The organism is Lacibacter sp. (genome assembly GCF_035299325.1).
Lineage (GTDB): Bacteria > Bacteroidota > Bacteroidia > Chitinophagales > Chitinophagaceae > Lacibacter.
Genome location: NZ_DATGWT010000022.1, coordinates 116521 through 143476 on the forward strand (window position 1 = coordinate 116521; position 26956 = coordinate 143476).

Below are 26956 nucleotides of genomic sequence, written 5' to 3' on the forward strand. Positions count from 1 at the left end.
TATTTTACAAGAATCGGATTACCCATTTTTAGAAATTTCAAAACCCCTCACCTGTATTCACTTTCAACTTCATTAGTTCAGAAGAAGGATATTTTTCCCGCATCCAGTCTTTGCGCCATAAACTTTTATTTATCTCTGTTACTTTCGCTTTGTCCAGTTTTATTACTTTTCTGTCGTAAGTATATAATCCGTTCATTTCATTTTCCACATCAGTCCATTGCGTATAAACGGCGGCACTTAGGCCCTCTGCTGCATAATCTTGTAATTGTTTAAAGAAACGCACATACTCTGCAGTTGCTGAATCTTTGCCTTTATAATTATAATGCACCCACGGCCCATCTGCATCCCAAATATGATTTTCGATAGTATAACCTATTGCTCCAAACTCGCCATTTACAATTGCTCTGCGATTACTGCCCAATGGAATAGTTGGAGGACGGTAATGATGATTACTCTTGATATGCCCTACTTCATAATCCACATCAGGTTTACCGGCATCAATACCGGTGTTACATGTTACTAATCTTGAAGGGTCTAGGTCCATCACCATTTTTGTAATTCTTTCCACATCATAAATACCCCAATGCTCATTAAATACGATCCAGTTAACAATGCTTGGATGATTCCAGTGCTGTTTGATCATTTGCTGCAACTCTGTTTCCCATTGTATTTTTTCGGCTTCAGTTCTTAATTTAAAAGTAGATGGCATATCCTGCCAAACCAGTATACCCATTTTATCGCACCAGTAATACCAACGGGAAGGCTCCACTTTTATATGCTTACGAATCATATTGAATCCCCAATCTTTTGCACCTGCAACATCCCATGCCAATGCTTCATCAGTAGGAGCAGTAAATATTCCGTCAGGCCAATAGCCCTGGTCTAACGGGCCAATCATGAAAGTATATTCACCATTCAAAACAATTCGTTGTAAATTTTTATAGGGTTTAATACCTACACTACGCATTCCAAAATAACTTGTTGCGCTATCTGATTTACCTGTGCTGTCAGTTAATGTAATTTTCAAATCATATAAGAAGGGAGATGCAGGGTTCCACAACTTTGGATTTTTAACAGGCACATAAATTGCTTGATTAATAGTGCCGGAAACCGATGCAATTTCTTTTCCGTTATCGAATGCTTTTACTTCAATTTTAGTTTTTTGCTGAAAAGAAGATGGATTAACAAGTACTGTAAGCATTTCGTTGTTAACATCAGGAACCAACTTAATATCACTAATGGATAATTTTGGAACCGGCTCCAGCCATACAGTTTGCCAAATGCCGCTATTCGGACAATAAGAATAACGTTGTGGTTCTTTAAACCTTGAATTTTCCTGTTTGCCTACGGCAATTCCTTCGTCGCTTCCAGGGTCATATACAAGTACAACAATTTCATTATTCCCATTACGGTTCAGAAAATCAGTAATATCAAAACTAAATGCATCGAAGCCACCACGATGGGTACCAACTGCTGTTCCATTTATATAAACAGTGGCTTCCCAATCAACAGCTCCAAAGTTTAAACGTATGTTTTGATTGCCCCAATCGGCTGGTATTGTAAATGTTCTTCTGTACCATGCTCTCTTTGAATCAACTTGTTTGCGGATCCCACTTAATGCACTCTCCCATGCAAAGGGTACCAGAATTTTATCAGAAAGCTTTTTAGGTAAAGGCATTTTATCTCCAGCTGAGTAAGATTTAAAATCCCAAACACCATTCAGATTTAACCACCTTTCCCGAACCATTTGCGGCCTGGGATATTCCGGTAAAACCTGATTAATATCTACCTTCTCTGCCCAAACTGTTTTTAAGGGAACATCAGCCATTTTCCATTGCTGTGAAAAAGCAGCTGCTGAACAAAAAACTACTATGACAAAACATACAACTTTCATCATATGAATAATGGTTTTAGATTTAAACTTGATAATCAACACAAGCCCTGTCAGAAATAACTGTTTGAAGCCATTGAACAAAAGCTGTATGTAATTGATGTTGCTGGTATTGCTGCAATTGTCCGAAGCTTTGAAAACTGCAATCAATCATCAAATCATAATTAGCATAAGGTGAATACATGATATTTTTATGAACAGCCATTGATTCAATACAACTTAAACCAGAAAGTTCATTCAAATGAGCAATCGCTACTGTACATAATTCATCCAAGCTTAAAATATGATTCTTGATGAAACGAAAAAAGACAACATGTCGAATCATACTAGTTTACTTTATACATTTCCATGTTATTTAACTCAGGCCCACCCCCTTTATTAGCTGAACCAGCGACTATAAAGATTTTTTTATTGTATAAAACAGCCTGTGTACCATGCCTGCCCTGCATGAGTTTTATACCTATATCCCATTGCTGTGTAATTACATTAAACACCTCTGCTTCACAATGTGCCATCCCCTGTTTGCCGCTTTCGCCGCCGATAACCATAAAAGCATTTTTACCAAAGGCAACAGAGGTGCACCCCGCCCGCTGCGTTGGGATATTCTTAGTGCTGTCTAACGTAGTCCAATTGTTAGCAGCTATATCATATACGTCTACCTCCGGCACAGTTAACTGAAATACTTGTTTTGACATTGCTGAACTTTTCCGGCCGCCTGCTACATAAATTTTATTATTTACTACAACAGCCTGAAAGTGATCCCGTGCATGTGGAGCATCGGCTAGCTGCGTCCATTTTTTTGTTTTAAAATCATACATATCCACCCATGCAACATGACGATCATAATGCCCATCAATGATACCTGCAATCAAATACAATTTGTTTTGATGAACAACACTTGCAGCAGCACCACGCAGCCTTACTGCAGGTATCGTTGTTTCAATATGCCATGTATGGTTCTTTGTGTTAAATGCATAAATATTGGCAATTGGTGTTTCGTGCGGATAGTTACCGGTAAAAGCACCTGCAATAATAACTTCATCGTTGTAGACCGATGCCTGCCAATGATTCATGATCATTGGCATTACTGCAACACTATCCCATGTATTGGTTTTGAAATTAAATCTGTTCACCGGCCTGTTTCCCCTTCCGCCAAATAGAAACATATCATCATTAACCACTGCTGCCGCACATTCATGCCGCTGAGAAGGCAGCCCCTTTGTCCCGACTGGCTGAAATGTTTGTGCATTTGCACCTGCTGTAATTACCAGCGACAAGACAGCGATGATTTTTTTTATTGGCATGCTATTTTAATTTCATTAGGATCAACACCCTGAATGCTGATATCTTTTGCTGAAAAACATGCAGCACCGATTTTCACATTCGTAAGAATGATCCCTGTTGTTTTAGCCGAAGCACCATTTTCCAGATAACTTAACTGAGACTGTTTTTCGTTGATGAAAATATTTTCCAATACGAGATTGCTAACAACCCCTTTTTTATCATTACCAATGCCAAGCAATTGATACAATCCCTGGTCAGCCCGTACATTTTTAATGGTGATATTACCGATAAATTTATCACTGCCTTTACGCAGATTGAGTAAGCCTGAATTACCGGCACCTCCTTTTTTATTCACCCAGCATTTTACTATATCAATATTGTCGGCTATACAGTTGTTGCCGCTTTGCCCTCCCCAGCTCAATTGAAACGGCGCTCCGTTGTGTTGCTGATAGATCACAAGGTTAGTTGCTTGTTGGTTATTGCCATACAACTTTACATTATCATCAAATACTTTTATAAAACTATCATCAATAAACGAATCATCGCCTCCGCCCCATCCATCGGTTTGATGATACCATGCAAAGAGTTTTACATTTTTTGTTTCCACTTTACTTCTGCCGAGTATGCAGAATTTAACAGGGTCAGTAATAGTGACGCCTTCAATAACCATATCTGTGCTTACAGCATACACAGTTGTAAATGGAATATTTGTTGGTCCGGGTTTGCGTTCGTCGCTTCTTGTTGTAATCACACCTTTACCCTTTATAACTGTTGACTTATTCCCATCATTGCACCAGAACGTACCCCATACTACTGCACCACCTTCAATATAAACCGTTTTGCCATTGGGCACTTTGTATTGCAAGCCCACATTGTGTACTTTGCCTGCTTCGAACCAAATAACATTTTTATCTTTCTTAGATGGAATATTTTGTTCCATCTCATCGGCAAATAAAAACAATGGATGCTCTTCCATTCCTGCAATATCAATAAACAACTTGCAAGGCTTGTCAACTGAAAAACGTAATTTATTTTTCTTAACTACCGGTGCAATATTGTGTTTGGTGGGGTAAATGTTGGCAGACGAAATATCTCCGTCTAACCGGGTTACACACACTTCAATCTTTCCATGAAACTCAAATGTCGTCCAGTGATTAAAGTCAGATAACTGCTCAGGTTTTTCAAAATTGGTTTGGCTGCTGTACACAAAACTTTCAATTGCTTTACCGTTTTGAATTACCTGAACTTTAAATATTGCCGACTTTAAATTAAACCCGCTCTTATTCTGCGGATCAGGATCAGGATAAACTTTTACCTGCGCTTCCACAGCGCATGCAAACAGAATAAAAACTACCACCCATATAAATTTGCTATTCCACATACGTAATTATTAATTCGTATTATTTTACTCGCCTCCGCCCCTGGTTCTGGCAATTTCAGACTTGTTTGTTTTGGGAAGATATTTACGCAGTTCATTAATGATTGCTCTGCTGCCGGGCTCATTAGCAATATTGTGCCATTCATAAGGATCTTTTTCTTCATCGTATAATTCTTCTCCACCTTTATCGTAGGCTATGTAACGATATTTCTTTGTACGCACAGCATGGTTATTGAAACCATGTGTAGTAACAGCAGGTAAATTCCATACCGTGTTTACATTTTGTAACAACGGCACCATACTTACCCCTTCCACATGTCGGGGGATCTCAAAACCACAGAGTTTTGCAAGAGTTGGATAGATGTTCATAAAATCAACCGGTGTGCTGCAGACACTACCTGCTTTAGTAACACCCGGCACTCTGAAAATCAACGGTGCCCTTGTGGCTTCTTCCCACAATGAAAATTTACGCCAATGATTTTTTTCGTTGAGATGCCAACCGTGATCGCCCCACAATACAACGATCGTGTTGTTTTTGTAATCACTTTTGTCCAATGCATCAATTATTTTTCCGATCATGGCATCTGCATAAGCAATACAGGCCATATACGCACGAATGGCCTTTTTCCATTCCAGTTCCGGATTTGCTGTTTTCATTAACGCTTCCCAATCGCCAAGCGCCAATGCCATTCGTTTTCCTTCCTCCGGCATATCGTCTAAATCATCTTTTTTATAAGGTGGAAGCTGAATGGTTTCTAAAGGAAATAAGTCATAATATTTTTGAGGCACATTCCATGGCATATGCGGCCGAAAAATTCCGGGTGCAAGGAAGAATGGCTTTTCATGCTTTTTATTAAGTTCCCCCATTGCCCACTCGGCAACGTGATAATCCCTTAAGTCATCATCACCTCCTTTCATCATTCCCCATTTAATACCACCAAAAGAACCTTTTTCATTTGCGCCACCGCCTCCATCTCTTCCGCCACGGAAATAAAAATCAAAATCAGTATCTCTATCAAAACCACCATGATAAATTTTACCACCACCCAATACTTCATAGCCTTTTGTTTTAAAGAAAGTGGGCATGGTTTGCTCTGCAGATATAACTGTTCTCCAATCATTATTATTTGCATATACACCTGTGGTAGATGGACGTTTGCCACTCATTAACGCTGCTCTGGAAGGGCAGCAAATAGGTGCTGCGCAATGGGCGCTTGAAAACAGCACACCGCTATTTGCCAACTTATCTATATTGGGTGTTTTTACCTGGTTGTTTCTTCCAAGGACACCAACCCAATGGTTAAGATCATCCACCGGAATAAATAAAATATTATACGGCTTTCCATCAGGGGCCATCCCCTTGCCTGCAGACTGAACGTCAACTGTTCCACTATTGGATGCCGCAGCTTTTTTTGTAGTAGAACATGCATATACAACGATTGCCAATACACTCAGGATAACTGCATACTTCTTTGCCATACTTGTTTTGCATTTTTTCTTGTTATTACTTTCATTACTGCACTGACAATATGCTCTGCATCCAGTCCATATTTCTTCATTAACTGATCAGGCGTACCACTTTCCCCAAAGCTGTCGTTTACAGCAATGTATTCCTGGGGTAAAGGATTATTTTTGATTAACACCTGTGCGACACTATCACCTAATCCTCCCAGTCTGTTATGTTCTTCGCAGGTAACAACACACCCGGTTTTTGAAACCGACGTCAGGACAGCCTTTTCATCAAAAGGTTTTATCGTGTGTATGTTGATAAGTTCGGCATGAATGCCCATTGATTCCAAACGCTCACAAGCCTGCACGGCTTCCCACACCAAATGTCCGGTGGCAATAATGGTAACATCTGTTCCTTCATTCATGAGCCATGCTTTCCCAATTTCAAATGTTTGTTCTGCATCTGTAAACACAGGTACTACAGGTCTGCCAAAACGCAAATACACAGGCCCTTCATAATTAGCTGCAGCGATCGTTGCTGCCTTGGTTTGGTTGAAATCGCAGGGATTAATTACGGTCATACCCGGCAACATTTTCATTAATCCAATATCTTCCAATATCTGATGGGTGGCACCATCTTCTCCCAAGGTTAACCCCGCATGTGAGACAGCAATCTTTACATTTTTATTACTATATGCGACTGACTGCCTTATTTGATCATATACTCTTCCTGAACCAAAGTTTGCAAACGTTGTGGCAAACGGAATATGTCCGGCTATTGATAAACCTGCGGCAATACCAATCATATTGGCTTCAGCAATACCGCATTGAAAAAAACGATGGGGATTTTCTTTGATGAATGTGTCAATTTTAAGTGAGCCTACTAAATCGGCACACAAAGCAACAACATCAGGATTTGTTCTTCCCAACTCCGTCATACCTGCCCCAAAACCTGAACGGGTATCTTTTTTTTCCGTGTATGTATATTTTTTCATTTTACAGTTTGCTTGTTTAATAATCACCCAGAGTTTCTTCTAATTGTGAAAGTGCAGTTTGCAACTGCTCATCGTTTGGTGCCACACCATGCCATTTATGACTGCCCATCATAAAATCTACTCCAGCCCCCATTTCAGTTTTCATCATTATAGCAACAGGCATTCCTTTACCACATAATTCTTTTGATTTGTTAAGCGACGCTACCACATCTGCCATATTATTACCATCCATATGTACAATTTGCCAACCGAATGCGCCGTACTTGTTAGCTAAATTTCTGTTATCCATTACCTGTTCAGTCGGACCGTCGATCTGCTGTCCATTAACATCAATAACAGCAACAAGATTATCCACTCTGTGATGTGGAGCAAATTGAACAGCTTCCCATATCTGCCCTTCGTTTTGCTCACCATCACCCATAAGCACAAATACAAGATGGTTATCATTCATTAGCTTCTTGGATAAGGCTGCGCCAATTGCAACTGATAATCCCTGACCTAAAGAACCGGCTGACATTCTGATACCAGGCAGATGTTCATGAGTGGTGGGGTGTCCCTGTAACCTTGAATTTAATTTTCTGAATGTTGCCAGTTCACTTACATCAAAATATCCGGCTCTGGCCAATACACTGTATAACACCGGAGAGACATGGCCATTGGAAAGAAAAAACAAATCTTCACCAACTCCTTTCATGTTAAACCGGCTGTTATGTTTCATAATATTGAAGAACAATGCCACTAATAAATCTGTACAACCTAATGAACCGCCCGGGTGGCCGCTTTGGCAACCATGTACCTGCCGCACAATATCGCGGCGAACCTGTGAAGCAATTTTTTGAAGTTGTAGAATATCTGAAATCTGTTTCATGTTTTTAATCTGCGTATTACATTTTTTGTGCGTCTTCTAAAAACTTAGCAAGGCCAATATCAGTTAACGGATGTTTTAATAAACCTAGAATCGGTTCCAGCGGTGAAGTAATAACATGGGCACCTGCTTCGGCACATTGAATAATATGATTGGCGTTTCGGATTGATGCAGCGAGTATTTGCGTAGAATATCCCTGAATTGAAAAGATATTTGCAATCTGTTTAATTAAGTGCATACCATCCCAGCCACTATCGTCAACTCTGCCAATAAAAGGTGAGAGATAAGTTGCGCCGGCTTTGGCGGCAAGCAGGGCCTGCCCTGCTGAAAACACAAGCGTACAATTGGTTTTAATACCATTATCAGAAAACCATTTTATAGCTTTAATGCCGTCTCTGATCATGGGGACTTTTACCACAATATTGTGATGGAGTGCAGCCAGCACTTTGCCTTCGGCAATAATACCTTCATAATCTGTAGCAATAACTTCAGCGCTGATATCACCTTCCACAATTTCACAGATTGCTTTATAATGGGCAAAAACAGCTTCAGCACCTTTTATGCCTTCCTTAGCCATCAGCGACGGGTTAGTAGTTACCCCGTCTAAAATACCCAATGCATTTGCCTCCTTAATCTGATTGAGATTAGCTGTGTCAATAAAAAATTTCATGTACCGTTAAGTTGTTTAAGTGTTAAAAGAAATCGCTTACCAGCAGGTAAATAAGCAATATTGCCAAACCAATACAAAAAACAAAAACCAATCTCATGCGGTTGAATTGTTTACGCTCGCTGAGATTGGTTTGCTTTCGAGCTTGTCTTGCTTGCATAAATTGAATAAATTTCAGCAGCAAGTAAGCATTGATTTCAGAAATTCCTTTGGCCTCTTCTTCCGATATTTTGCTCTATTGTTCTTAACTGTCGTTTTCAGTATCAAAAAAAGCCTTGGGAGGTTTTTGGCTAAACTCGGCCACGAATTGTGAAGGCGTTTTACCGAATTCTTTTTTGAAGGACTTGGTGAAATAACTCTGGCTTTGTATCCCTACTTTGAACATTACTTCCTGCACAGAAATATCTTCTGAGACAAGTATTTTTGCAGCCCGTTTTAATCTTAGCAATCGTATAAACTCTCCGATTGGTTGCCCGGTAACCCCCTTCACTTTCCCATAAAGCTTTGTGCGACTCATGCCGATTTTTCGGCAAATCATATCTACATCCAGTTCCTCGTCTTCCATATTACTTTCTATAATACCAATCAGTTCGTCAAGGAATTCCTTATCCCGGTCAGAATTTACCAGTTCCCTTGCTTCTGCAAAAACATCCTGATTGTACTTGGCTTTCAGTTTGTCTCTTTGCTCAAAGAGGTTGCGAATTGTGACCTGTAACAACCGAAGACTAAATGGTTTCGGAAAATAAATATCAGCCCCGCTTTCCAAACCTTCAAGGTGTGTGTCTACTGATGATTTAGCAGTTATGAGGATAAAAGGAATATGGCTAATGTCAATGTCACTGCGAACCGCGGCACATAATTCATTTCCATCCATTTCCGGCATCATTAAATCACTAATGATAAGATCAGGAAAAAACTCTTTTGCTTTTTTTAATCCCTCTGCTCCATCCCCGGCTTCTAATACTTCGTAATCGTTTCCCAAACTATCAGACAGGAACCGTCTCATTTCACTATTATCTTCAACGATCAACACCCGTTTAATTTGCGTATCGTTTTTTTTATCCTTTACCGGCCGGGTTAATTTAGTATTATTCTGACTATCGGCTTCAATCCAATCAATAGTATACTGTAAGTTTTCAAAATCAATTTGAAAATCTTCGTCGTCGCTGATCTCAAGAGATGTGTATGGTTTTGTATTCAGAGCAATACCTACCAGGAATTCTGTTCCTTCATTTCGTTGGCTATATACATGCAAGGCCCCCTTATGCAATTCAATCAGGCTTTTTACCAGTGCCAAACCTACGCCTGAACCCAAATGTTTTTCTCTGCCTGTTGTATTTACCCGAAAATATCGGTCAAAAATATTTTCGATTGAATTAGCAGTAATGCCAATACCGGAATCAGTAACCCTGATCCAAGCCATCTCCTGTTCACTCACAGAAGATGGTATTACAACATGGTTTTTATACTTTGGTTTGAATTCATGAATTGATTGAAGAACTTCAACCTCAACTGTACCGTTGCTGTCGGTATATTTAAAAGCATTCGCTATTAAATTTACAAGTACTTTTTCCATGATATTCGGATCAAAGTAAAGTCCAGTGTTAACTTCCGGCGTTTTAATGCTGAATGTTATATTTTTTTCAGATGCTAATTCTCTGAACTCTGTACTTATACTTTTTACAAAGTTCCCAAGGTCACCTTTCACCACTCGCAGCTTCATATTGTCGGTTTCCACTTTACGAAAATCCATTAGTTCATTTGTAAGTCCCAACAATCTTCGGGTGTTGCTATATATAAGTCGTAAAAAATTAAATTGCTCTTCCTTTGATGTTTCGTTGTGCAGCATTTTTTCTGTAGGCCCAAGGATTAAAGTAAGAGGCGTCCTGAACTCATGTGAAATATTCGTGAAGAACTGCAATTTCATTTGATGCATCTCTTCCTGTTTTTTTTCTTCCAGTTCCCGAAATTGAAGTTTCCGCTTTAGGTCAAACCAGGAATGCTGATAACTCCATATAATATAGATGATAAATCCCAACAAAATAATGTAAGCAATTTTTGCCAAAGTAGTTTTCCACCATGGAGCCAGCAATTTGATTGACAGTTCTTTTCCCTTACCTGTCCATACACCATCACTGTTCGCAGCTTCGACTCTTAAAGTATAATTCCCGTAATCCAGATTTGAATAGGTTGCAAAACGATTAGAGGCATCAGTGTATATCCAGTTTCTGTCATACCCTTTTAGTTGATAGCGATATTTACAACGCTCCGGATTAGCATAATGCATCGCAGAAAACTGTATTGAAAAATTATTCTGGGATGCCTCGAAAATTAATTTCTGTGAACTGCTGACTGCTTCCCTGAAAGCCTCGTGCCCTGGTTGAACAACCTCGCCATTGATAAGAAGTTCTGTAAATGATACAGAGGGTTCTCTTTGATTATTTGCAATTGCAGATGGATAAAAGAAACTAAGGCCGTTAATACCGCCAAAATACATTCTGCCACTCGCACCTTTATGTGCAGCCCCGATTTTAAAGCTATTGCCTTGCAAGCCATCATTTACATCGTAATAGATAAAACTATTTTTTGCCGGATTATACATCGCCAACAATTTTCCCGCAAGCCAAAGATTGCCCTGTTCATCCATTAACATTCCTTCAATATCTCTGATAGCCTGTGTACTGTTATCGTTTATTGTTGTAATAATATAGCTGCCATCTTTCTGTAATCTTATTTTGTTTAAACCACCTCCCAAAGTGCCTGTCCATATTACAGAATCTCCTTGCCGGAGAACAGGCCAAACGAATTCAGAACTCAACTGATTTCCGTTTGATGCATGATAATTTTTAATTGAAGCAATTGTTCCATCGGAATGCAGAAATATGTGATTTAGTCCATGATCTGTACCAACTAAAACTTCAGGTCGTTGATCATCAGTATAAATAAATGTTACACGGTCCGAAAGCAGTCCTTTTTTTGAAGCAGTTGTGATATGTTCAACTGTGTAATTATTTTTTCCTTTGTAATCGATCCGGCTTAAACCTGCATTCCAGGTACCTCCCCATACCTGACCAAATTTATCAACAGCGAGTGCAAAATAATTTCCCGAAACAAATGAACCAGGCGTATTGATTGCCCCCTTCAGGTTATCAAAACTACCATCCGGATAACGGATGCTGATACCTGATTCTGTACCAATCCACATGCGATTTTGATGATCTTTTACCAGTGATCGTATATTGTCACTCTGTAATCCGGAATTAGTTGGATGATACTGTTGATTTTTTTTTGTGTTAAAGTCGTAATAATTCAATCCGTTGTTTCGGGTGCCAATCCAGATATTCCCTTTCTCATCTTCTAGTATAGCACGGATATAATTACCGGAAAGAGTATTTGATGAATTAGGAATGCGCTGCAGTAATTGAAAAGGTTTTTGCTGCAAATCGGTCAGGTTTACACCACCTCCAAAAGTTGTCAACCATAAACATTCAGAACGGTCAATAAACACGGAGTTAACCGAATTAGATGAAATGCTTGTGCGTTCAAACTCGTTAAACCGGTATGGATAAAAAGCAGCTATTCTTGTGTTGTATTGCCACAGACCTCCTGCAGTTGAAAACCAAAAATCTCCCCTTTTGTCCTGTCGCATGTTGTTAGGAAGAGGGAAAGCTGAAGGAAAAGAAGTTAGTGGTATCAGCTCAGATGTTTGAACCGCAATACGACTCGTCTTTGTTGTCAATAAGGAGTTTTGTTTCTGAACATTGAACACATAAACACCCCTGCTATTACAGATAAACAGTTCGCCTTTTGCATTGATGTAAGTGGCTGTTATTGTGTTAGCGCCCGGATCAGTAAAAGAAATGGATTTACTGTCTCCGTTTTTTAAGATCACCAGCAATCCATTGGTATGATTCACCCATAGATTCTCCTTTTCATCGGTTCGCATCCCTAAAAATGTACCGGTGATTGTATATTGGGTTTTAAGCTTCGTAATTGAAAATTCACCGGACGTATTAAATAGCTGAACTGTATTTTGATTAACTGCAAACAATCTATTACCAGCAACCGCAATTTTTTGTAAAGGTTGCAGAAGTGCAACAGCTGTTTCATCATCAGTCGCAAGAAGTTTTTGATATGATAATGTTGACGTTTTAAAAACTGCCAGTCCGCCTTCCGTTGCCAGCCATAAATAATTATTTTTACATAAGGCAATATCCGCAATACGATTCAGATAAGCTGCACGGTTCACTACATTATTATAATAAACCTTTGTAGAATACCCATCAAACCGATTCAGTCCGGAATAGGTACCGATCCAGACAAACCCATTATCATCCTGAACAATTGAAGTCGCATCAGTATGTGAAAGCCCGTTATCAACAGTTAGATGCCTGAATCTGTAATTGACTTGCTGCGCAGAACTTTTAAACGCACCCAAGGCAACAAGTGCCAGTATGCAACAGATCAGTAGCAATCGTTTCATGAAAAAACATTAAAAGCAAATATAAAACTACAGAGCTTACCCGAAATAAAAATGACTTTCCGGGATCAACTCGTTTTATGGTCTAACAATCACTTAACAGGAGACAACTTAAAAAAAGCTGCACCATGCGAACCTATTTTTGTCTCGAGTTTGTCAGTTACTGTTCCTGCATCTGATTTTTTCCAGAGATCTCTTACTTTAAAAGTGCCTCTTAAATTTTCCAATTCAAGGGTAAATTTTACGGTTCTCTCATTTCCTGACAAATTGAATAATGCAACATATCTGTTTTTTGTTCCCGGCTCAGTTGCAATCCACACAGCATAATTTTCATCTTTGTAAACCTGCCTGTTATCTGTACTATACTGATTCACAGCCAAAACTTCGTCATTAGTTAAAAATGGCATAATACCTTTTGTTTCCTGAAGCAGATCAGCACCAAGCATCAATGGGCTTTTTGCGATACTCCACAAAGTCATCAATGTATAATGCTCTTCGTTTGTAAATTTACTCATTCGTTCCGGCCCATGGGGACGGTTATTTAATGAGAGTTTTCCGATTGGCAGCATATCTGCATCGGGCCAATGTCCCGGTTTTATAAATGGAGACCACGCATTTAATAAATCGAAATTATGTTCAAGCGATTCCCAGTTATCCCAGAAATCTGCAGATACACGCCACATATGTGAAAATTTTGAAACGTGGCTGGCTTGTGACAACGGCGCTTCGCCACACGAAAGACTCAATACCATTGGCCGCCCGCAATTAGCAAGTGCATTGCTGATGAGTTCTATTTCGCCCTTATGGTAAGGGGGATACATCATATCATCGGCTTTTATAAAATCAACCCCCCATTCAGCATATAGCTCAAACAGTGAATTATAATACTCTTGCGCACCTGGCTTTGATGCATCTACACCGAAAAAATTATTCTGCCAATTACAGGTGTCCCATGGCTCAGCAATATCTCTTGCGGTGTAAGTCGTTCCTTTAATTGGCAAGTTGTTGTAATATGCTTCTCGTGGAATACCCCTCATAATATGAATACCAAATTTCATTCCTTTTGAATGTACATAATCTGCAATTGCCTTAAAGCCGGCCCCGTTTTTTGCTGACGGAAAACGTTTTATTGATGGCAATACCCTGCCAAATTCATCCATGACTAATGTATCAAGTGGTGAACCATCCGGCTTCATACGGATATCAGGATGACCAAAACGGCGGCGAGGGTTACTCCAGTTACCTGGATCATCATTAAACCAACAATAATCGATTACTGCATAATCCCAACCGTGTTTCAATAGATTTTTTTCCATAAAATCAACGGTTGCTTTGTATTCCTTTTCGTTAATTCGGCAGTCGTATGCATCAAAACTATTCCATCCCATTGGAGGCTTTAAAGCAATCTGACGATTAAGCTTATCTGCTCCTTTGTTCATTTTTGCAGATTTCTTTTGTGCGTCTACTGTATTAGAAAAACAAAACAAGAGTGCGAAAACCATTACTAATTTATCCGTTGATGATTGAAGCATATTTCTCTTTTTGAAAGCTTTCATATAAGTCATAAATAAGTTGTTCATTTAAATTCTATATTTTTCCTGCCTGCCCCGGTTTTGGTTTAAATAATGACATTTGGGGATGTGGTTCATGTGCCTCTTGTAATATTTTTTCAAGCTGCTTCACCTTCTCAGGATATTTTTCTGACTGGTCTGTTTTTTCTTCCGGATCAATTTGAAGATTATACAATTCTGTTTTTCCGTTTTGTGAATAGGTAGTTGTATTCAGTTTAATGAGTTTCCAAGGATATTGAAGAACTGCCTGACGCCCACCGCTTTCATAAAACTCCCAATAGAGGTAGTTGTGTTTTTTTTGATTTGCCTTTTTATTTTGCAGCGTTGGAAGCAATGACACTCCATCTGCTTTTACGTTCATTTTAATACCGGCCATATCAGATACTGTCGGTAAAAAATCTATTTGAGAAAAAGGCTCATTATTAACGGCACCGGGCGTAATTACGCCTGGCCAAAAAGCGATCATTGGAACCCTGATACCGCCTTCATACAAATCTCTTTTGGTACCCCGGTATACTCCATTACTGTTAAAAAAATCAGCGCTATGCCCACCTTCATTATGCGGCCCGTTATCACTTGTAAAAATGATAAGCGTATTCTTATCAAGCCCTTCTTTTACAAGATGAGCTCTTATGTTTTTAACTGTTTCATCAAGTTTATTAATTGCAGCTGCAAACCCTTTCTCAACATCCGGCCAGTCTTTGCCGCCATAAATTCCATATGATGGCACTTCCATTCCATTTAACTTTATTTCATTGTTGGCGTGCGGGATTGTGGGCGTGTAAAACAGAAAAAACGGTGAGTTTTTATTCACTGAAATAAAATCAAGTGCTTTCTTTTCCATCAAGTCAGGAACAAATTGTTTTTTGACTGCTGCTTCACCGTAACCTTCAGGCGCATCTTCTTTAGAACCTACCCAACTGTTATTGCTCCATTGATCAACCGGCAGTAACTTGTTTTCTTTCAAAAAAAACTTCTTATCATTTTCGTACAAGAACTCAGGATAAAAATTATGTGCGTGCCACATATTGAGATAGCCAAAAGAATAGTTAAACCCGCAACGCTGCGGATCTCCGACAGGCTGCGGATGTCCGACACCCCATTTTCCAATTAATCCGGTATTGTATCCTTCTTTTTTGAGCAGTGTGGCAATAGTTTCCTCGTTACCAAGCATCTGAGGAAAAGGTTGATTTCCACGAACACTGTTATGACCATTGTGCAGTCCGGTAATCAATGCCGCCCTTGATGGAGCACAAACAGTAGCACCGGCATAAAAGTTTGTAAATTTTATGCCGTCCGACGCAAGTTGATCTATGTTGGGAGTTGAAAACTGCTTCTGACCATAGCAACTCAAGTCACCATATCCCAAATCATCGGCCAGAATAATAATTATATTCGGCTTTGTTTGCTGAGCAGTGCACGATGAACATAAATAAAGTAATAAAACAGAAAAACAGACAAATTTTCTCATAGTATTGAAAAGCAGAAAGCACCTGCCTTAGCAGCTTGCTTTCTGCAAAATTTAATTGTTGATAAGCTATTGAACCGTGATTTCAATTGTTTTATACCGACGCTCAATGTTATATTCACTTGCAGAAATTTCGTTGGGACGATTCGTTGTGTAACCATCGCCACTGTATTTTTTCCTGCCTATGTATGTAGCTACCATAACAGCTTTATAAACACCAGGAGTAGTATATCGGTAAGTATAATTTTGTTTCGTATTAGGATATACGTATGGAATTTTCACACCTTCATTAAAAGCCTCTACCATGTTTGCTGCGTCACCAACTCTTACTTCCTGCATATACACATTTCCAATATAGGATAACAAATCGCCATCATCATCAGTTGCTGCGGGATCATCAGCATTAAAGATTAACCTTATTTCATCAATTCCTTTTTTGGGATCCTTGCCCAAAGGTATATTAGTGGTGCGCCAGCTTGTTAATATAGTTTGAAGGTTAAATGCAAGGTTGTCTAAAAGTTCACGTACTGTTATGGTAGAATATAAAACAGGTGATTCTGCACCGTCTATTACCACCTGTACACCAAACTTTACACTTATACCGGTAGTGCTTGCTGTAGTAAATCCATCGGGAAAAGCGCAAAAAGGTGCGAAGGTGTTATTAGCTGTTGTATTCAATGCTCCTAAAGATGTCAGGTTTGCATTCGCATAATTCAGCATTTGTGGTACTACTGCCTGTCCAGGTTTTATTTTTAAAGTATATGGATTACCATCCGGGATACTCATTTTTATATACTTTGAATTAGTTGCATTTGAGTAATCCCATGCTACTAACCTTCCCTGGTATAATTCCATTGAAGTTCCGGAAAAATTATAGTCAGCCGGAATTGAAGTGAGACGGGGAACATACACGAAATATTCCTTCATATCCGGAATACGCAAAGCATAAACATTCGTCTTTAATTGTTCTTCGGTGTAACCAAGTTGCTCGATCAGTTTAATCCTGCTTTTTTCAAAATCCTTCCTGCTGTCGCCAGTATAAATTGCCAAAGCATCAGCTCCATCACCAAAAGAAAAATTGATGTCCTGGTTTACTCCCACTGTGGTTTTGTCTACAGTAAATGAAACATCTTTTATTTCAAGACCATCTTTGCGGCAGGATGAAATAGAAACGATGGCGATTAAAAAACTGAACAGATATGTTGATTTCATAATATTCATATTAAAATGTGAGGGATCAGTAGCCTTCATTTTGTTTAAGATTTTTATTTATATCAATTTCTTGCTGGGGGATAGGCAAATACTCAAATTTGGGCAAAGGATTCGTCAGCACACTTGTACCAAATTGTGTTGTACTTAAATTTCTGTTTGTAAGTGGGTTTATATCTGTTTTGGCCTGCATTACTCTGCTTATAAGCCTGCCGTAACGTGTTAAATCGTACCAGCGACAGTTTTGCTCACCGGCAAGCTCTCTCCAGCGTTCATCCAACAACTCATCTCTGAATTGTTGTTGAGTAAGCCCGTTTGCAAAGTCAGGAACATAATTTGCAGTTGCAGGAAATTCTTTGAAGTTTCTAATAGTTGGCGCAGCAGGCACTTCCCTAATTCCACGAAAAGCACATATCTGGTAAAAATATTTAGCCATTGTATCAGCCGCCTGTGTTGTTGTTAATACAGGGTTGTTGGCTGCAGGTGTCAAGCTGTAAACAACATTGCTTGTCGGAACTCTGCGGTAAATGTCAGAATATGTTCTTGTGTAGGTGCTGTTTTCAATGATCTTTGAGTTTACAGTAAGATTCGGATAGTACACAAAGTTTCTTGCTCTGTTACGAACAATATTCACTGCTGCTACCGGTGTAATGGAACCACCTGTTGGAACCACATCTGGTCCACTCAATTCATTTCCTGCTTCTGCATACATCAACAATACTTCGGCATATCTCAACACAGGTATGTCTGCATCATAAATATTTGTGGTATAGTTTGGTTGAGTCAGAGGTGTACGGCGATATTTTACAAATAAACGTGAGGGTGTATTCGTAGCATTACCATCGCCCCAGATAATGGAAAACCAACGGTTATTTACTCCGGGACCTGTTACAACATCAGCAGTTGCCGGCCGGTAACGAAATGAGTTCGCATTATTAACTGCTTCAAACCAATATGGTCGTGTGTATTGATATGGCTCTCTTGTTCTTAAATAAATTTCGCAGTTAGCTCCACCCGGACAATCACTGGCTGTGTTTTGGAGCCCTGCAATTCCATTTGTTTCAAACGAACGAAAATCGCCATCTTCAATTGTCCAGAATCTCCGAACGATATCACCCGGAGAATTGAAGTCAAATGCAGACACTCCAAAATCGTTTGTCAGAAATGCACCATTAGCACCTGCAAGTGTTCCGATTTCAGTATTAGTACCTGCATTATTTATAAAACCACTGTTTTCACCAAAACGTCCTGAACCTCCATCCAAAGCCTCAAATTCTACTGTAAAAAGAAATTCATTTGCACCCGTATACTGTTTGTCACGAATGAAATTATCAGGGTAATAAGTCTTCAACCCATATTTCCCGCTGGCAATAACCTGCTGAAAAGCTGCTATTGCATTTTGATAATGTTGCACCCCATCACCTGACAAATCCCTGTGTTTTATAATAGTGCCTTGTGTTAAATAAACTTTCCCAAGATATGCAAGGGCTGTAAACTTGCCAGCTCTTCCCCTTTCAGGATTTTCGGGCAATAATTGGGTAGCTTGGTTTAAATCTTCAATGATAAAGTTATAGAGCTTTGATTCCTGCTCTTTCATCTGACCTGCCGGCATATTTGAAACCGATTGAATTTCGCTTAGCTCTCTAAAGAATTTATCTATAAGAGGTACATTACGATATAACCTTACCAGATTGAAATAATAGAAAGCACGTAGAAACCTCGCCTCACCGTTTATTCTGGCCCATGTTGTACTATCGGCAACCGAAAGTTCTGATGCTTTCCCAAAAGTTTCAGCTCTCTCGATAATCAAATTGGTGCGTGCAATAGCTGTATAGTGTGCGTTCCAGATACTCAACGCTGTACCTGTAGAAGCATCGTAATTCATCCGTGCAATTGCACTGTTTGCAAACGTAGTACCAGTGGCCGGAACTGTATAGTCGGTTGTGAAATGAACATAGTAGGTAGAGCCTGTAATGTCATTATCTCTCAGGTTATTGTAGGCCTGACCTAATAATAACAATGCTTCAGTCGGGGTTTTTCCGAATGTATTTAAGTTTATGTCTGATTTTATCTCGTTTGTTGTAAATTTTTTACAGCTCGTATTATTAAACAAGAGAAACGCTAAGCAGATATATATTGAGAATGATATTTTCATAACTGTTTTTTTGTGGGTAATTAAAATGTCAAGTCTAAACCGAATAACAGGAATCTTGAGCGAGGATATGCACCCTGATCAAGGCCCGGAAATAATCCACGGTTAACACCTGTTGCAGTGTTTACTTCAGGATCATACCATGAGTAACGAGTTAATACAAAAAGATTTTGACCAGTTATTGAAATTCTTGCAGACGGAATTCTGAATCTCTTTAGCCATTTTGCCGGCAGTGCGTATCCTAATCGTACTGTTTCTAAACGCAGGTAAGAACCATCTTCAACCATCTCACTCCGTGAAAACAAACTATTGATCCTCGTCGTGAATATTGCTGAGGTTGACTGGTAGTTTGCATCCTGGTTTTGACGATTCCAAATACTGTTAACCACATCTTGTATAAGATTATTATCCCCTCTTAAATAAAATGCTCTGTTAATATTATTATTAACGTTATCATTACCATAAGACCAACGTAAAAAAGCATAAAGCTCAATACCTCGATAGGTAAGTGTGTTACCCATCCCTCCCGTATGTATTGGAAGTGTATATGCAATTGGCACGTACTCGTCACGGTCAATTATGCCATCACCGTTTACATCAAAAAATTGAAATTCACCGGTATTGTTATCCTGTGTTTTGCGGGCCGAATTATAACGTTCCAGATCTGTATTTACAAGGCCATCCTGAATTGTACCATAATATACTCCTATGGGTTGACCAATACGAAGTAATACATCATTTGGCAAACCACCGGCACCAACTGCTTTAAACCCAAGTTCAGGCACACCACCTAAGTCAAGAATTTCGTTTCTGTTAAAAGAAATATTGAAGTTTGTGGTCCATTTCAACTTCCCTTTTGTTGCGTTCCGTGATACCAGTTCAAACTCAAATCCTGTATTACGCATCGAACCTATATTCTTGATTGATGATGCAAAACCACTATAGCCAGGAAGCTGAATATCCAGCAAGATATTTGTATTTGTGTTATTGTAGTAATTAGTTGTAAGAGCGAACCTGTCATTTAAAAAACCAAGATCTAAACCAAGATTAATTCCTTTGGTTGTTTCCCATGTAATATCCGGATTAGCGAACCTGTTGTTTGGATTAACAATTGTTGTAAGCCCGTTATTAAATGGATAAAATACATTTGAGATATTGCCTAAAGGAATACCTGCGTTATTTGGGATCTGATCATTGCCAGTAATACCATAACCTGCTCTCAGTTTAAAAGTAGAAAGGACGTTAGACGCAAAATCCATAAATTTTTCATCCGCAATATTCCAGGCAACAGAAACAGCCGGGAATACACCCGTTTTATCTTTTACAAATCTTGATGATTCATCAACCCTTGTAGAAACTGTAAGTACATATTTACTTTGAAAATCATACTGTATGCGGCCTATGTAAGAACGAACTCTTACATCTGTAAATGATGGGGTTGTTCTTGCAGATTGAGCAGAGGCCAAACTATAACCACCTAAAACTTCTGTACCAAACTGTTCATAGCGGGTAAAATACTGGTTTGCGATATCCTTTCTGGCCTCAAATACAAACGTGCCATTTATTCTATGATCACCAAATTTTTTGTTGACAGACATTCTCGGTTGAAACACAAAACGAGTATCTCTTCTGTCAGTGATATCAACCCTTCCTTTTACTGTAAATGCTTCTCGCAACTGGCTTGGTATATAAATATTTCGATAAGAATCATCGTTGATAACACCGCCCTGGAGCACAAATTCCAACCATGAAAACGGCTTTGCAGACACACTAATATTTCCATTGAAGGAGTTAGATGCCCGTTTTGCGTCCGTTTGTTTTACCCTGAACTCAGGGCTTTCAGGATTTGCGCCCTGACCACCGTTATTAATCACCCCCTCAGATGAACCTTGAATATTATCCCGATTGATAAAAGGATTTAAAAAATTGGCTTGGCCAATTGCATTATCGGCTCTGTTATCGCCAATCAGACCCGTATATGCTGAATTTGCATATTGAAATTTAAGTGAAGCACTAAAGACATTGCTTATTTTCTGATCAAGGTTTAAGCGAGCTGAAAGTCGACGAAACCCTGAATTAATAATGTTTCCCTTTTCATTTGCATACCCCAAAGAAGCGAAATAAGATGTTCCGCCCTGAGTAGAACCTGAAAAGCCTAAGTCATAAAACTGTCGGGTATTTGTCTGTGTAATTAAATCAAGCCAGTTGGATCCATCAAAATTTGTTACACCATACTGATTTTTAAGAATATCATAGGCATCAAGACCAAGCTTATTGGATTCCGTTGGATTAGCCAATAATTCCCACAACCCTGGCTGTCCGGGTAGAGGTATATAGCTTGTTGCAAAACCACTATTATCTCCCGCCTCTGATCTGTAACGTGCAGCACGATAAAGTGCATAATCTTTAGGGGATAAGGTATTGATCGTTCTTGCTAATTCGCCGAACCCGACTTTCGAACTAAATGTAAATTTGGGCTTCGCTGATTTACCTTGTTTTGTAGTAATTACAATTACCCCGTTTGAAGCACCAACACCATATAAAGCGGTTGCGGATGCATCCTTTAATATATCAATTGATTCAATATCATTCGGATTTATGGAAGCTAAAGGATTAAATGCATCGTTTGCACTGTTTGTATAAGGTATATTATCTATAACAATCAGTGGATTAGAGCCTGCAGTAATAGTAGATAAACCGCGGATATTTATACTAAAGCCTGCCCCCGGAGTTCCGTCATTTGAAACAATATTTACACCTGCAGCACGTCCCTGCAATACTTCGGAAATATTCACCGGTGCAGTATTTTCAAGCGATGCTTTGTCAATCTTAGATGTTGCTGCAGTATTATCCTTTTTAAATGTCCGAATGCCGTATCCAACAATTACAACCTCTCCTAAATCTGACCCTGATTTTGATAGTTTAATATTAATAACAGGCTGACCTTTTATTGAAATAGTTTGCTTTTCATATCCAGTGTAAGTAATTACAAGTGCATCATTAGAAGCGGCTTTAATTGAGAATTTGCCATCCTTTCCTGTTATAGTTGAAAGACTTGATCCTTTCAGTGAAACAGTTGCATTTTCGAGTGGTAAGCCGTCTTCGTTATCGGTTATTGTCCCTGTGACGGTAAGCTGGTTTTGTGACCATGCTGAAAGCGCTAGTACAAAGCTGAAACATGCAAGTAAAATGCATTTTTTCATATAGCAGTCGTTTTAAGTTTTAAATTAAGGCTAAGTTAAATCAGGTTTCGAAAGGCTTGTTTGCTCTGTTGCTTAATAAAATTGCTCTATCGTTCAAATAAATCATCTAAACACTTGAAAACAGAGAAGTTGGAAATAACATTGCCTATCAACCAATCTTATTAAAATGGACGTATTAAATTACTTGTTGTCCTGCCGGCTGATTATGAATAAGTAATATTTCGACCACTTTCCGACCTGCTTTCAACATCAGCAGGCCGGAAATCAGTATCACCATCAAACAAAAAAATCAAAAAAAGCATGTCTGTTACCCATTGCCTGGAATCTCATTTTGAAATGTATTCCGGGGTTTTTGAAGTTTTTCCAAAAATTCTGTAGGAGTCATTTTAAATTGTTGAAGAAAACATTTTGAAAAATACGAAGGCGAACTGAAGCCGGTCATGTAAGCTATTTCACTGATATTATTTTCACCTGCAGCGAGTAATTTAGCAGCTTGCTTTAACCGAACCAGCCTGATAAGCTCGTTCGGCACCAAACCTGACATTGATTTTAGTTTCTTATGCAAATTAGATCGGCTGATCGCCAGATCTTTACTCAGTTCTTCTACCGATAACTGCGGATCGATTATACGCTGCTGAATTATTGCCACCACTTTTTCAATAAACTCTTTGTCCTGCCTGTTGGTAGTAAGTACTTCGGCTTCGGTATTGGGTTGTTCGGAAAATCGTTTTCTTAATTTTTCTCTGGATTCAAGCAGATTTTTTACCACAGCCAGCACATGTTTCCATTTGAACGGCTTTGAAATATACGCATCGGCTCCACTTTCTATGCCCTCTATCTCTGCTTCGCTGTTACTTTTAGCAGTAAGCAGTATTAACGGAATATGGCTGAACTGCACATCACTTTTAATTTGTCGGCAAAATTCAACACCATCCATAACCGGCATCATCACATCAGAAAGAACAATATCGACAGATTGAGTTTCGATGAGCTCCAATGCCTGTTTCCCGTTTGCTGCTTTCAGAACTTTATAATTTTCGGTCTTTAAACTGTCTGCAATAAAATTGAGTAAGGAAGCATCGTCATCTGCAACAAGAACAGTTGCTTCTGCTTCTTTTTCAAGAGAGCCATCCGTTTCAATCGGCAACACCGGCTCTTTCACTTTTTCCAGAGGCAGTTCAAGTGTAAAAACGGTCTTTACTCCTTCCCTGCTTTCTACCAATAACCTTCCCCCATGTTTTTCTGCAAGTGAACTGGCTAATGCCAAACCGATACCCGAACTGCCTAAGTTGTTATATTGATGAATACCCGAAGAACTGGTGAAAAATTTTTTAAAGATATGTTGCAGATTTTCACCCGGTATTCCAATGCCATCATCCTCAACCCGCAGATGTAAACTGGCTTCGTTCTGCATACCGGTTACTTCTTCAATTACAATTCGTACTTTTCTTCGGGCAAACTTGAAGGCGTTAATCAACAGATTGCTTAAGATTTTATGGAGTACTTCCGGATCAGCATCCATCAGCAATGAACTTGTTTTGGTGGTAAGTGTAAACTCGATGTCTTTTTGATAGGGTAAAGATGAAAACCGTGAATAAACAGATTGCACCAAAGAAACTACTTCAACTTTTTCTTTTTTGATCGTATATACATCACTTTCAATCCGTCTGAAATCAAGCAACTGGTTAACTAGATCCATCAGCCGCTCCGCATTTTCTTCCATTATGTGCAGCTGTTCCGTTTCTGTTCTCTCCCATTTCTTCAGCGTGATTAATTTTTCCAATGGTGCAATAATTAGCGAAAGCGGTGTACGTATTTCATGTGCCATTACGGTAAAGAACTCAATCTTGCGTGCATAAAACTCCTGCTCTTCTTTATTCTTCATCCGCTCAACCTTCAACTGATTTTGCCTGCGTATGTAAGCAGCTGAATACTTGTATGCAGTATATACAATGCCGATCAACAGCAAAACGTAGATAAAATAAGCAAGTATTGTTTTATAGAACGGAGGTTTAATTACAATGCGAATTGTTTTTTCGGGCACATTCCAATTACCTTCGTCTGCCGTTGCCTTTACTTTAAATGTATAGGTACCGGGTGGTAAATTAGTATAGGTCGCTTTACGTTCGGCTCCAACATAGTTCCAGTCGGGATCGAAGCCCTCCATTTTATAAGCATATTGAAGTTTATCAGTTACAGCAAAACTTAACCCGGCATATTCAAAACTCATGAAAGACTGATCGTGTTTTAGCGTAAGTGCCGAAGTATAATTGATCTGCTTATGCAAGCCTGTACCTGTACTATCGGGTAACAGGTCCTTATTAAACAGCTGAAAATTGGTAAGTGAAACAGTAATCTTTTCATTCGTTTGATCGGCAATTGCCGGATTAATGATATTAAATCCTTCAATACCTCCTGCAAACAGGTTGCCGTTGCGTGCTTTGTACAAAGCCTTATAGTTAAACTGTTTTCCCTGCAGGTTATCCTGCATAGTATAATGCTTTATTTTTTCTGTCTGTAAATGAAGACTGTATAAACCATTGTTGCTGCTAAGCCATAAATTGCCATTATCGTCGCCAGTAATACCATAAATAATATTGGCAGAGATCAACCCATTGCCGGTGTATGGCTTCAGTTCTTCTGTTTTATAATTATAACGGTAAAGACCTCTGCCATCTGTACCAATCCATAAGTAACCATGTGCATCATCAAACAAACAAATCAATTTTGAAGGTGCTGTGCCGCTGCTGCTTTTTATTTTTTGTACCGCATTGGTTCGTTTGTCCATGCGCAACAGTCCATTGTTATGTGTAGCCACCCAAATAGTTTTGCTGTTATCCTCATACAAGTCGTAAATGATCGTGTTCAGTAAGCCTTCTGTTGGAATAGTGGAAAATGTGCTGCTTGATGAATTAAATCGACAGAGCCCCCTGTCGGTACCAACCCAGATAATGTCGTCTTTGTCCTGGTATAAGCTGAAGATGTTATCGCTGATGAGGGAGCTGGTATCACCTTGCTTGTTTCTGTGATACTGTACGGATCCGGTTGATGAGTTCAACACATTTACACCGCCTGCAAACAAACCTATCCAGATGTTCCCGTTTTTATCACGCAGCAAGCTATGGACGTTATGGTAGGAAAGTTTTTGCTGCCCTCCTGAAAACGGATACTTCTGAAACTTTTTTGTTGCAGCATCATAATAATGTAAACCGGCGTCCTCTGTTCCTACCCAATACTTTCCGGGTTTATCCTCCAGGAAACAACTGACTGCTCTTCCACTCAAAGAACCCGCATCGCCTGTTGGATAGTATAATTCAAATGCCGAGTTTCTTTCCCTGAAGAAATTAACACCTCCAAAAAAAGTACCCACCCACACAATACCACTTCTGTCTGCATAAATTGAATACACGGCATTATCGCTGATGCTGAAGATGTCGTTGCTTTTATTACTGTATACAGTAAATTTTTCTGTTGCTAAATCCAGTACGTTCAACCCTTTTTCTGTGCCTACAAACAACTTACCCGCTGTCGTTTGATTAATCGATCTTACAATATCATCTTTTAAAGCACCATCACCGCCTGCACGATAGGTTTTAAACTGCTGTTCCGCTTTATTCCATTTACACAAGCCGCCGTTCATCGTACCAATCCACATTACACCATCAATCCCTTTATGAATGGCATTGATAAAATTATTACTTAGATTACTATTGGTTGATCGAAGATTCTGAAACTGCTTTGTTAAAGGTGAAAACACATCTACACCTGTACCAAAATACCCGATCCATATATTGCCCTCATCATCCTGCTCCAGTCTTGTTGTTTGATCCGAAGAAACGGAATTGCTTTTGCCGGTAAATGTAAACTGTTGTGTTTTGCCCGTAGTTGTGTTGAAATAATAAAGCCCGTTTAAACGGGATGCAAGCCAGATATGACCGTTGCGGTCTTTCAGAATATCAAAAATGGTTTTGCCTGCTGTAGGAGAAAACAGTGAAAAATATTCTGTTTCGAGATTAAGGATGTAGGCACCATTTTCTGTTCCAACCCATAAGTGCACGCTGTCAATACGTGTAATACAATGAATAAAGTTGTTGCCAAGTATACCTTTTACATTCTCTTGAAATTGAAAGTTTTTAAACTGGTATCCATCAAAACGGCTAAGGCCGTTTTTTGTTCCAAACCACATATAACCATTATCATCCTGCATAATGGCACGTACTGTGCCGGACGGCAGTCCATCAGCAACAGAAAAATTCCGAAACAACAATTGCTGTGCTTCTGTTCCTGTTTGAAAGAAGCAAAACAAAAGCACAGCCACATATCGTACAAGCAATTTCATAGAGT

The 26956-nt window shown here is 39.2% G+C and carries 15 protein-coding genes; all 15 read right to left on the minus strand.

The genetic code is table 11. From position 1 onward, the window contains the following. Positions 1–37: 37 nt before the first annotated feature. Positions 38–1897, minus strand: a complete 1860-nt coding sequence (locus VK159_RS12550) for a glycoside hydrolase family 2 protein (protein WP_324230488.1) — start codon at positions 1895–1897, stop codon at positions 38–40. Between the two features lie 19 nt (positions 1898–1916). Next, positions 1917–2216: a Dabb family protein gene (locus tag VK159_RS12555; RefSeq protein WP_324230489.1), complete on the minus strand. Its 300-nt coding sequence runs from the start codon at positions 2214–2216 to the stop codon at positions 1917–1919. 1 nt (position 2217) lies between these two features. Beyond that, positions 2218–3195 carry a Kelch repeat-containing protein gene (locus tag VK159_RS12560; protein ID WP_324230490.1) on the minus strand — a complete coding sequence of 326 codons (978 nt, stop codon included), beginning with the start codon at positions 3193–3195 and terminating at the stop codon, positions 2218–2220. After that, positions 3186–4556, minus strand: a complete 1371-nt coding sequence (locus VK159_RS12565) for a hypothetical protein (RefSeq protein ID WP_324230491.1) — start codon at positions 4554–4556, stop codon at positions 3186–3188. Before VK159_RS12565 ends, VK159_RS12560 begins: the two co-directional genes overlap by 10 nt. A 24-nt stretch (positions 4557–4580) precedes the next feature. Continuing rightward, a complete protein-coding gene (locus tag VK159_RS12570) occupies positions 4581–6032 on the minus strand; it encodes a sulfatase (protein ID WP_324230492.1) in 1452 nt (483 codons plus the stop codon). Continuing rightward, a complete protein-coding gene (locus VK159_RS12575) occupies positions 6005–6997 on the minus strand; it encodes a transketolase family protein (RefSeq protein WP_324230493.1) in 993 nt (330 codons plus the stop codon). The genes VK159_RS12570 and VK159_RS12575 overlap by 28 nt, the downstream gene beginning before the upstream one ends. A 16-nt stretch (positions 6998–7013) precedes the next feature. Further along, positions 7014–7865 (minus strand): transketolase, encoded by an 852-nt coding sequence (locus VK159_RS12580; RefSeq protein ID WP_324230494.1) that lies wholly within the window; start codon positions 7863–7865, stop codon positions 7014–7016. A gap of 16 nt (positions 7866–7881) precedes the next feature. Continuing rightward, a complete protein-coding gene (gene fsa / locus VK159_RS12585) occupies positions 7882–8532 on the minus strand; it encodes a fructose-6-phosphate aldolase (protein ID WP_324230495.1) in 651 nt (216 codons plus the stop codon). Between the two features lie 241 nt (positions 8533–8773). Then, entirely contained in the window at positions 8774–13012 is a 4239-nt protein-coding gene (locus VK159_RS12590) for a hybrid sensor histidine kinase/response regulator transcription factor (RefSeq protein WP_324230496.1), read from the minus strand. An 89-nt stretch (positions 13013–13101) separates the two neighbouring features. Next, a complete protein-coding gene (locus VK159_RS12595; RefSeq protein ID WP_324230497.1) occupies positions 13102–14541 on the minus strand; it encodes a glycoside hydrolase family 27 protein in 1440 nt (479 codons plus the stop codon). A gap of 55 nt (positions 14542–14596) precedes the next feature. Beyond that, positions 14597–16051 carry an arylsulfatase gene (locus VK159_RS12600; protein ID WP_324230498.1) on the minus strand — a complete coding sequence of 485 codons (1455 nt, stop codon included), beginning with the start codon at positions 16049–16051 and terminating at the stop codon, positions 14597–14599. Between the two features lie 66 nt (positions 16052–16117). Beyond that, positions 16118–17260 carry a hypothetical protein gene (locus VK159_RS12605; RefSeq protein WP_324230499.1) on the minus strand — a complete coding sequence of 381 codons (1143 nt, stop codon included), beginning with the start codon at positions 17258–17260 and terminating at the stop codon, positions 16118–16120. A gap of 25 nt (positions 17261–17285) precedes the next feature. Next, positions 17286–19412 carry a RagB/SusD family nutrient uptake outer membrane protein gene (locus VK159_RS12610; RefSeq protein WP_324230500.1) on the minus strand — a complete coding sequence of 709 codons (2127 nt, stop codon included), beginning with the start codon at positions 19410–19412 and terminating at the stop codon, positions 17286–17288. A gap of 20 nt (positions 19413–19432) precedes the next feature. Further along, positions 19433–22612, minus strand: coding sequence for a TonB-dependent receptor (locus tag VK159_RS12615; protein ID WP_324230501.1), 3180 nt, complete (start codon positions 22610–22612; stop codon positions 19433–19435). A 307-nt stretch (positions 22613–22919) separates the two neighbouring features. Next, the gene (locus VK159_RS12620; protein ID WP_324230502.1) at positions 22920–26951 is read right to left on the minus strand and encodes a hybrid sensor histidine kinase/response regulator transcription factor; all 4032 of its coding nucleotides are present in this window, start codon (positions 26949–26951) and stop codon (positions 22920–22922) included. Between the last annotated feature and the right edge of the window lie 5 nt (positions 26952–26956).

Coding starts and splice junctions, on each gene's coding strand:
- VK159_RS12610 (WP_324230500.1), bottom strand. CDS start 19,412: ATGAAAATATCATTCTCAATATATATCTGCTTAGCGTTTCTCTTGTTT.
- VK159_RS12575 (WP_324230493.1), bottom strand. CDS start 6,997: ATGAAAAAATATACATACACGGAAAAAAAAGATACCCGTTCAGGTTTT.
- VK159_RS12595 (WP_324230497.1), bottom strand. CDS start 14,541: ATGCTTCAATCATCAACGGATAAATTAGTAATGGTTTTCGCACTCTTG.
- VK159_RS12605 (WP_324230499.1), bottom strand. CDS start 17,260: ATGAAATCAACATATCTGTTCAGTTTTTTAATCGCCATCGTTTCTATT.
- VK159_RS12590 (WP_324230496.1), bottom strand. CDS start 13,012: ATGAAACGATTGCTACTGATCTGTTGCATACTGGCACTTGTTGCCTTG.
- VK159_RS12570 (WP_324230492.1), bottom strand. CDS start 6,032: ATGGCAAAGAAGTATGCAGTTATCCTGAGTGTATTGGCAATCGTTGTA.
- VK159_RS12560 (WP_324230490.1), bottom strand. CDS start 3,195: ATGCCAATAAAAAAAATCATCGCTGTCTTGTCGCTGGTAATTACAGCA.
- VK159_RS12620 (WP_324230502.1), bottom strand. CDS start 26,951: ATGAAATTGCTTGTACGATATGTGGCTGTGCTTTTGTTTTGCTTCTTT.
- VK159_RS12565 (WP_324230491.1), bottom strand. CDS start 4,556: ATGTGGAATAGCAAATTTATATGGGTGGTAGTTTTTATTCTGTTTGCA.
- VK159_RS12550 (WP_324230488.1), bottom strand. CDS start 1,897: ATGATGAAAGTTGTATGTTTTGTCATAGTAGTTTTTTGTTCAGCAGCT.
- VK159_RS12600 (WP_324230498.1), bottom strand. CDS start 16,051: ATGAGAAAATTTGTCTGTTTTTCTGTTTTATTACTTTATTTATGTTCA.
- VK159_RS12580 (WP_324230494.1), bottom strand. CDS start 7,865: ATGAAACAGATTTCAGATATTCTACAACTTCAAAAAATTGCTTCACAG.
- fsa (WP_324230495.1), bottom strand. CDS start 8,532: ATGAAATTTTTTATTGACACAGCTAATCTCAATCAGATTAAGGAGGCA.
- VK159_RS12555 (WP_324230489.1), bottom strand. CDS start 2,216: ATGATTCGACATGTTGTCTTTTTTCGTTTCATCAAGAATCATATTTTA.
- VK159_RS12615 (WP_324230501.1), bottom strand. CDS start 22,612: ATGAAAAAATGCATTTTACTTGCATGTTTCAGCTTTGTACTAGCGCTT.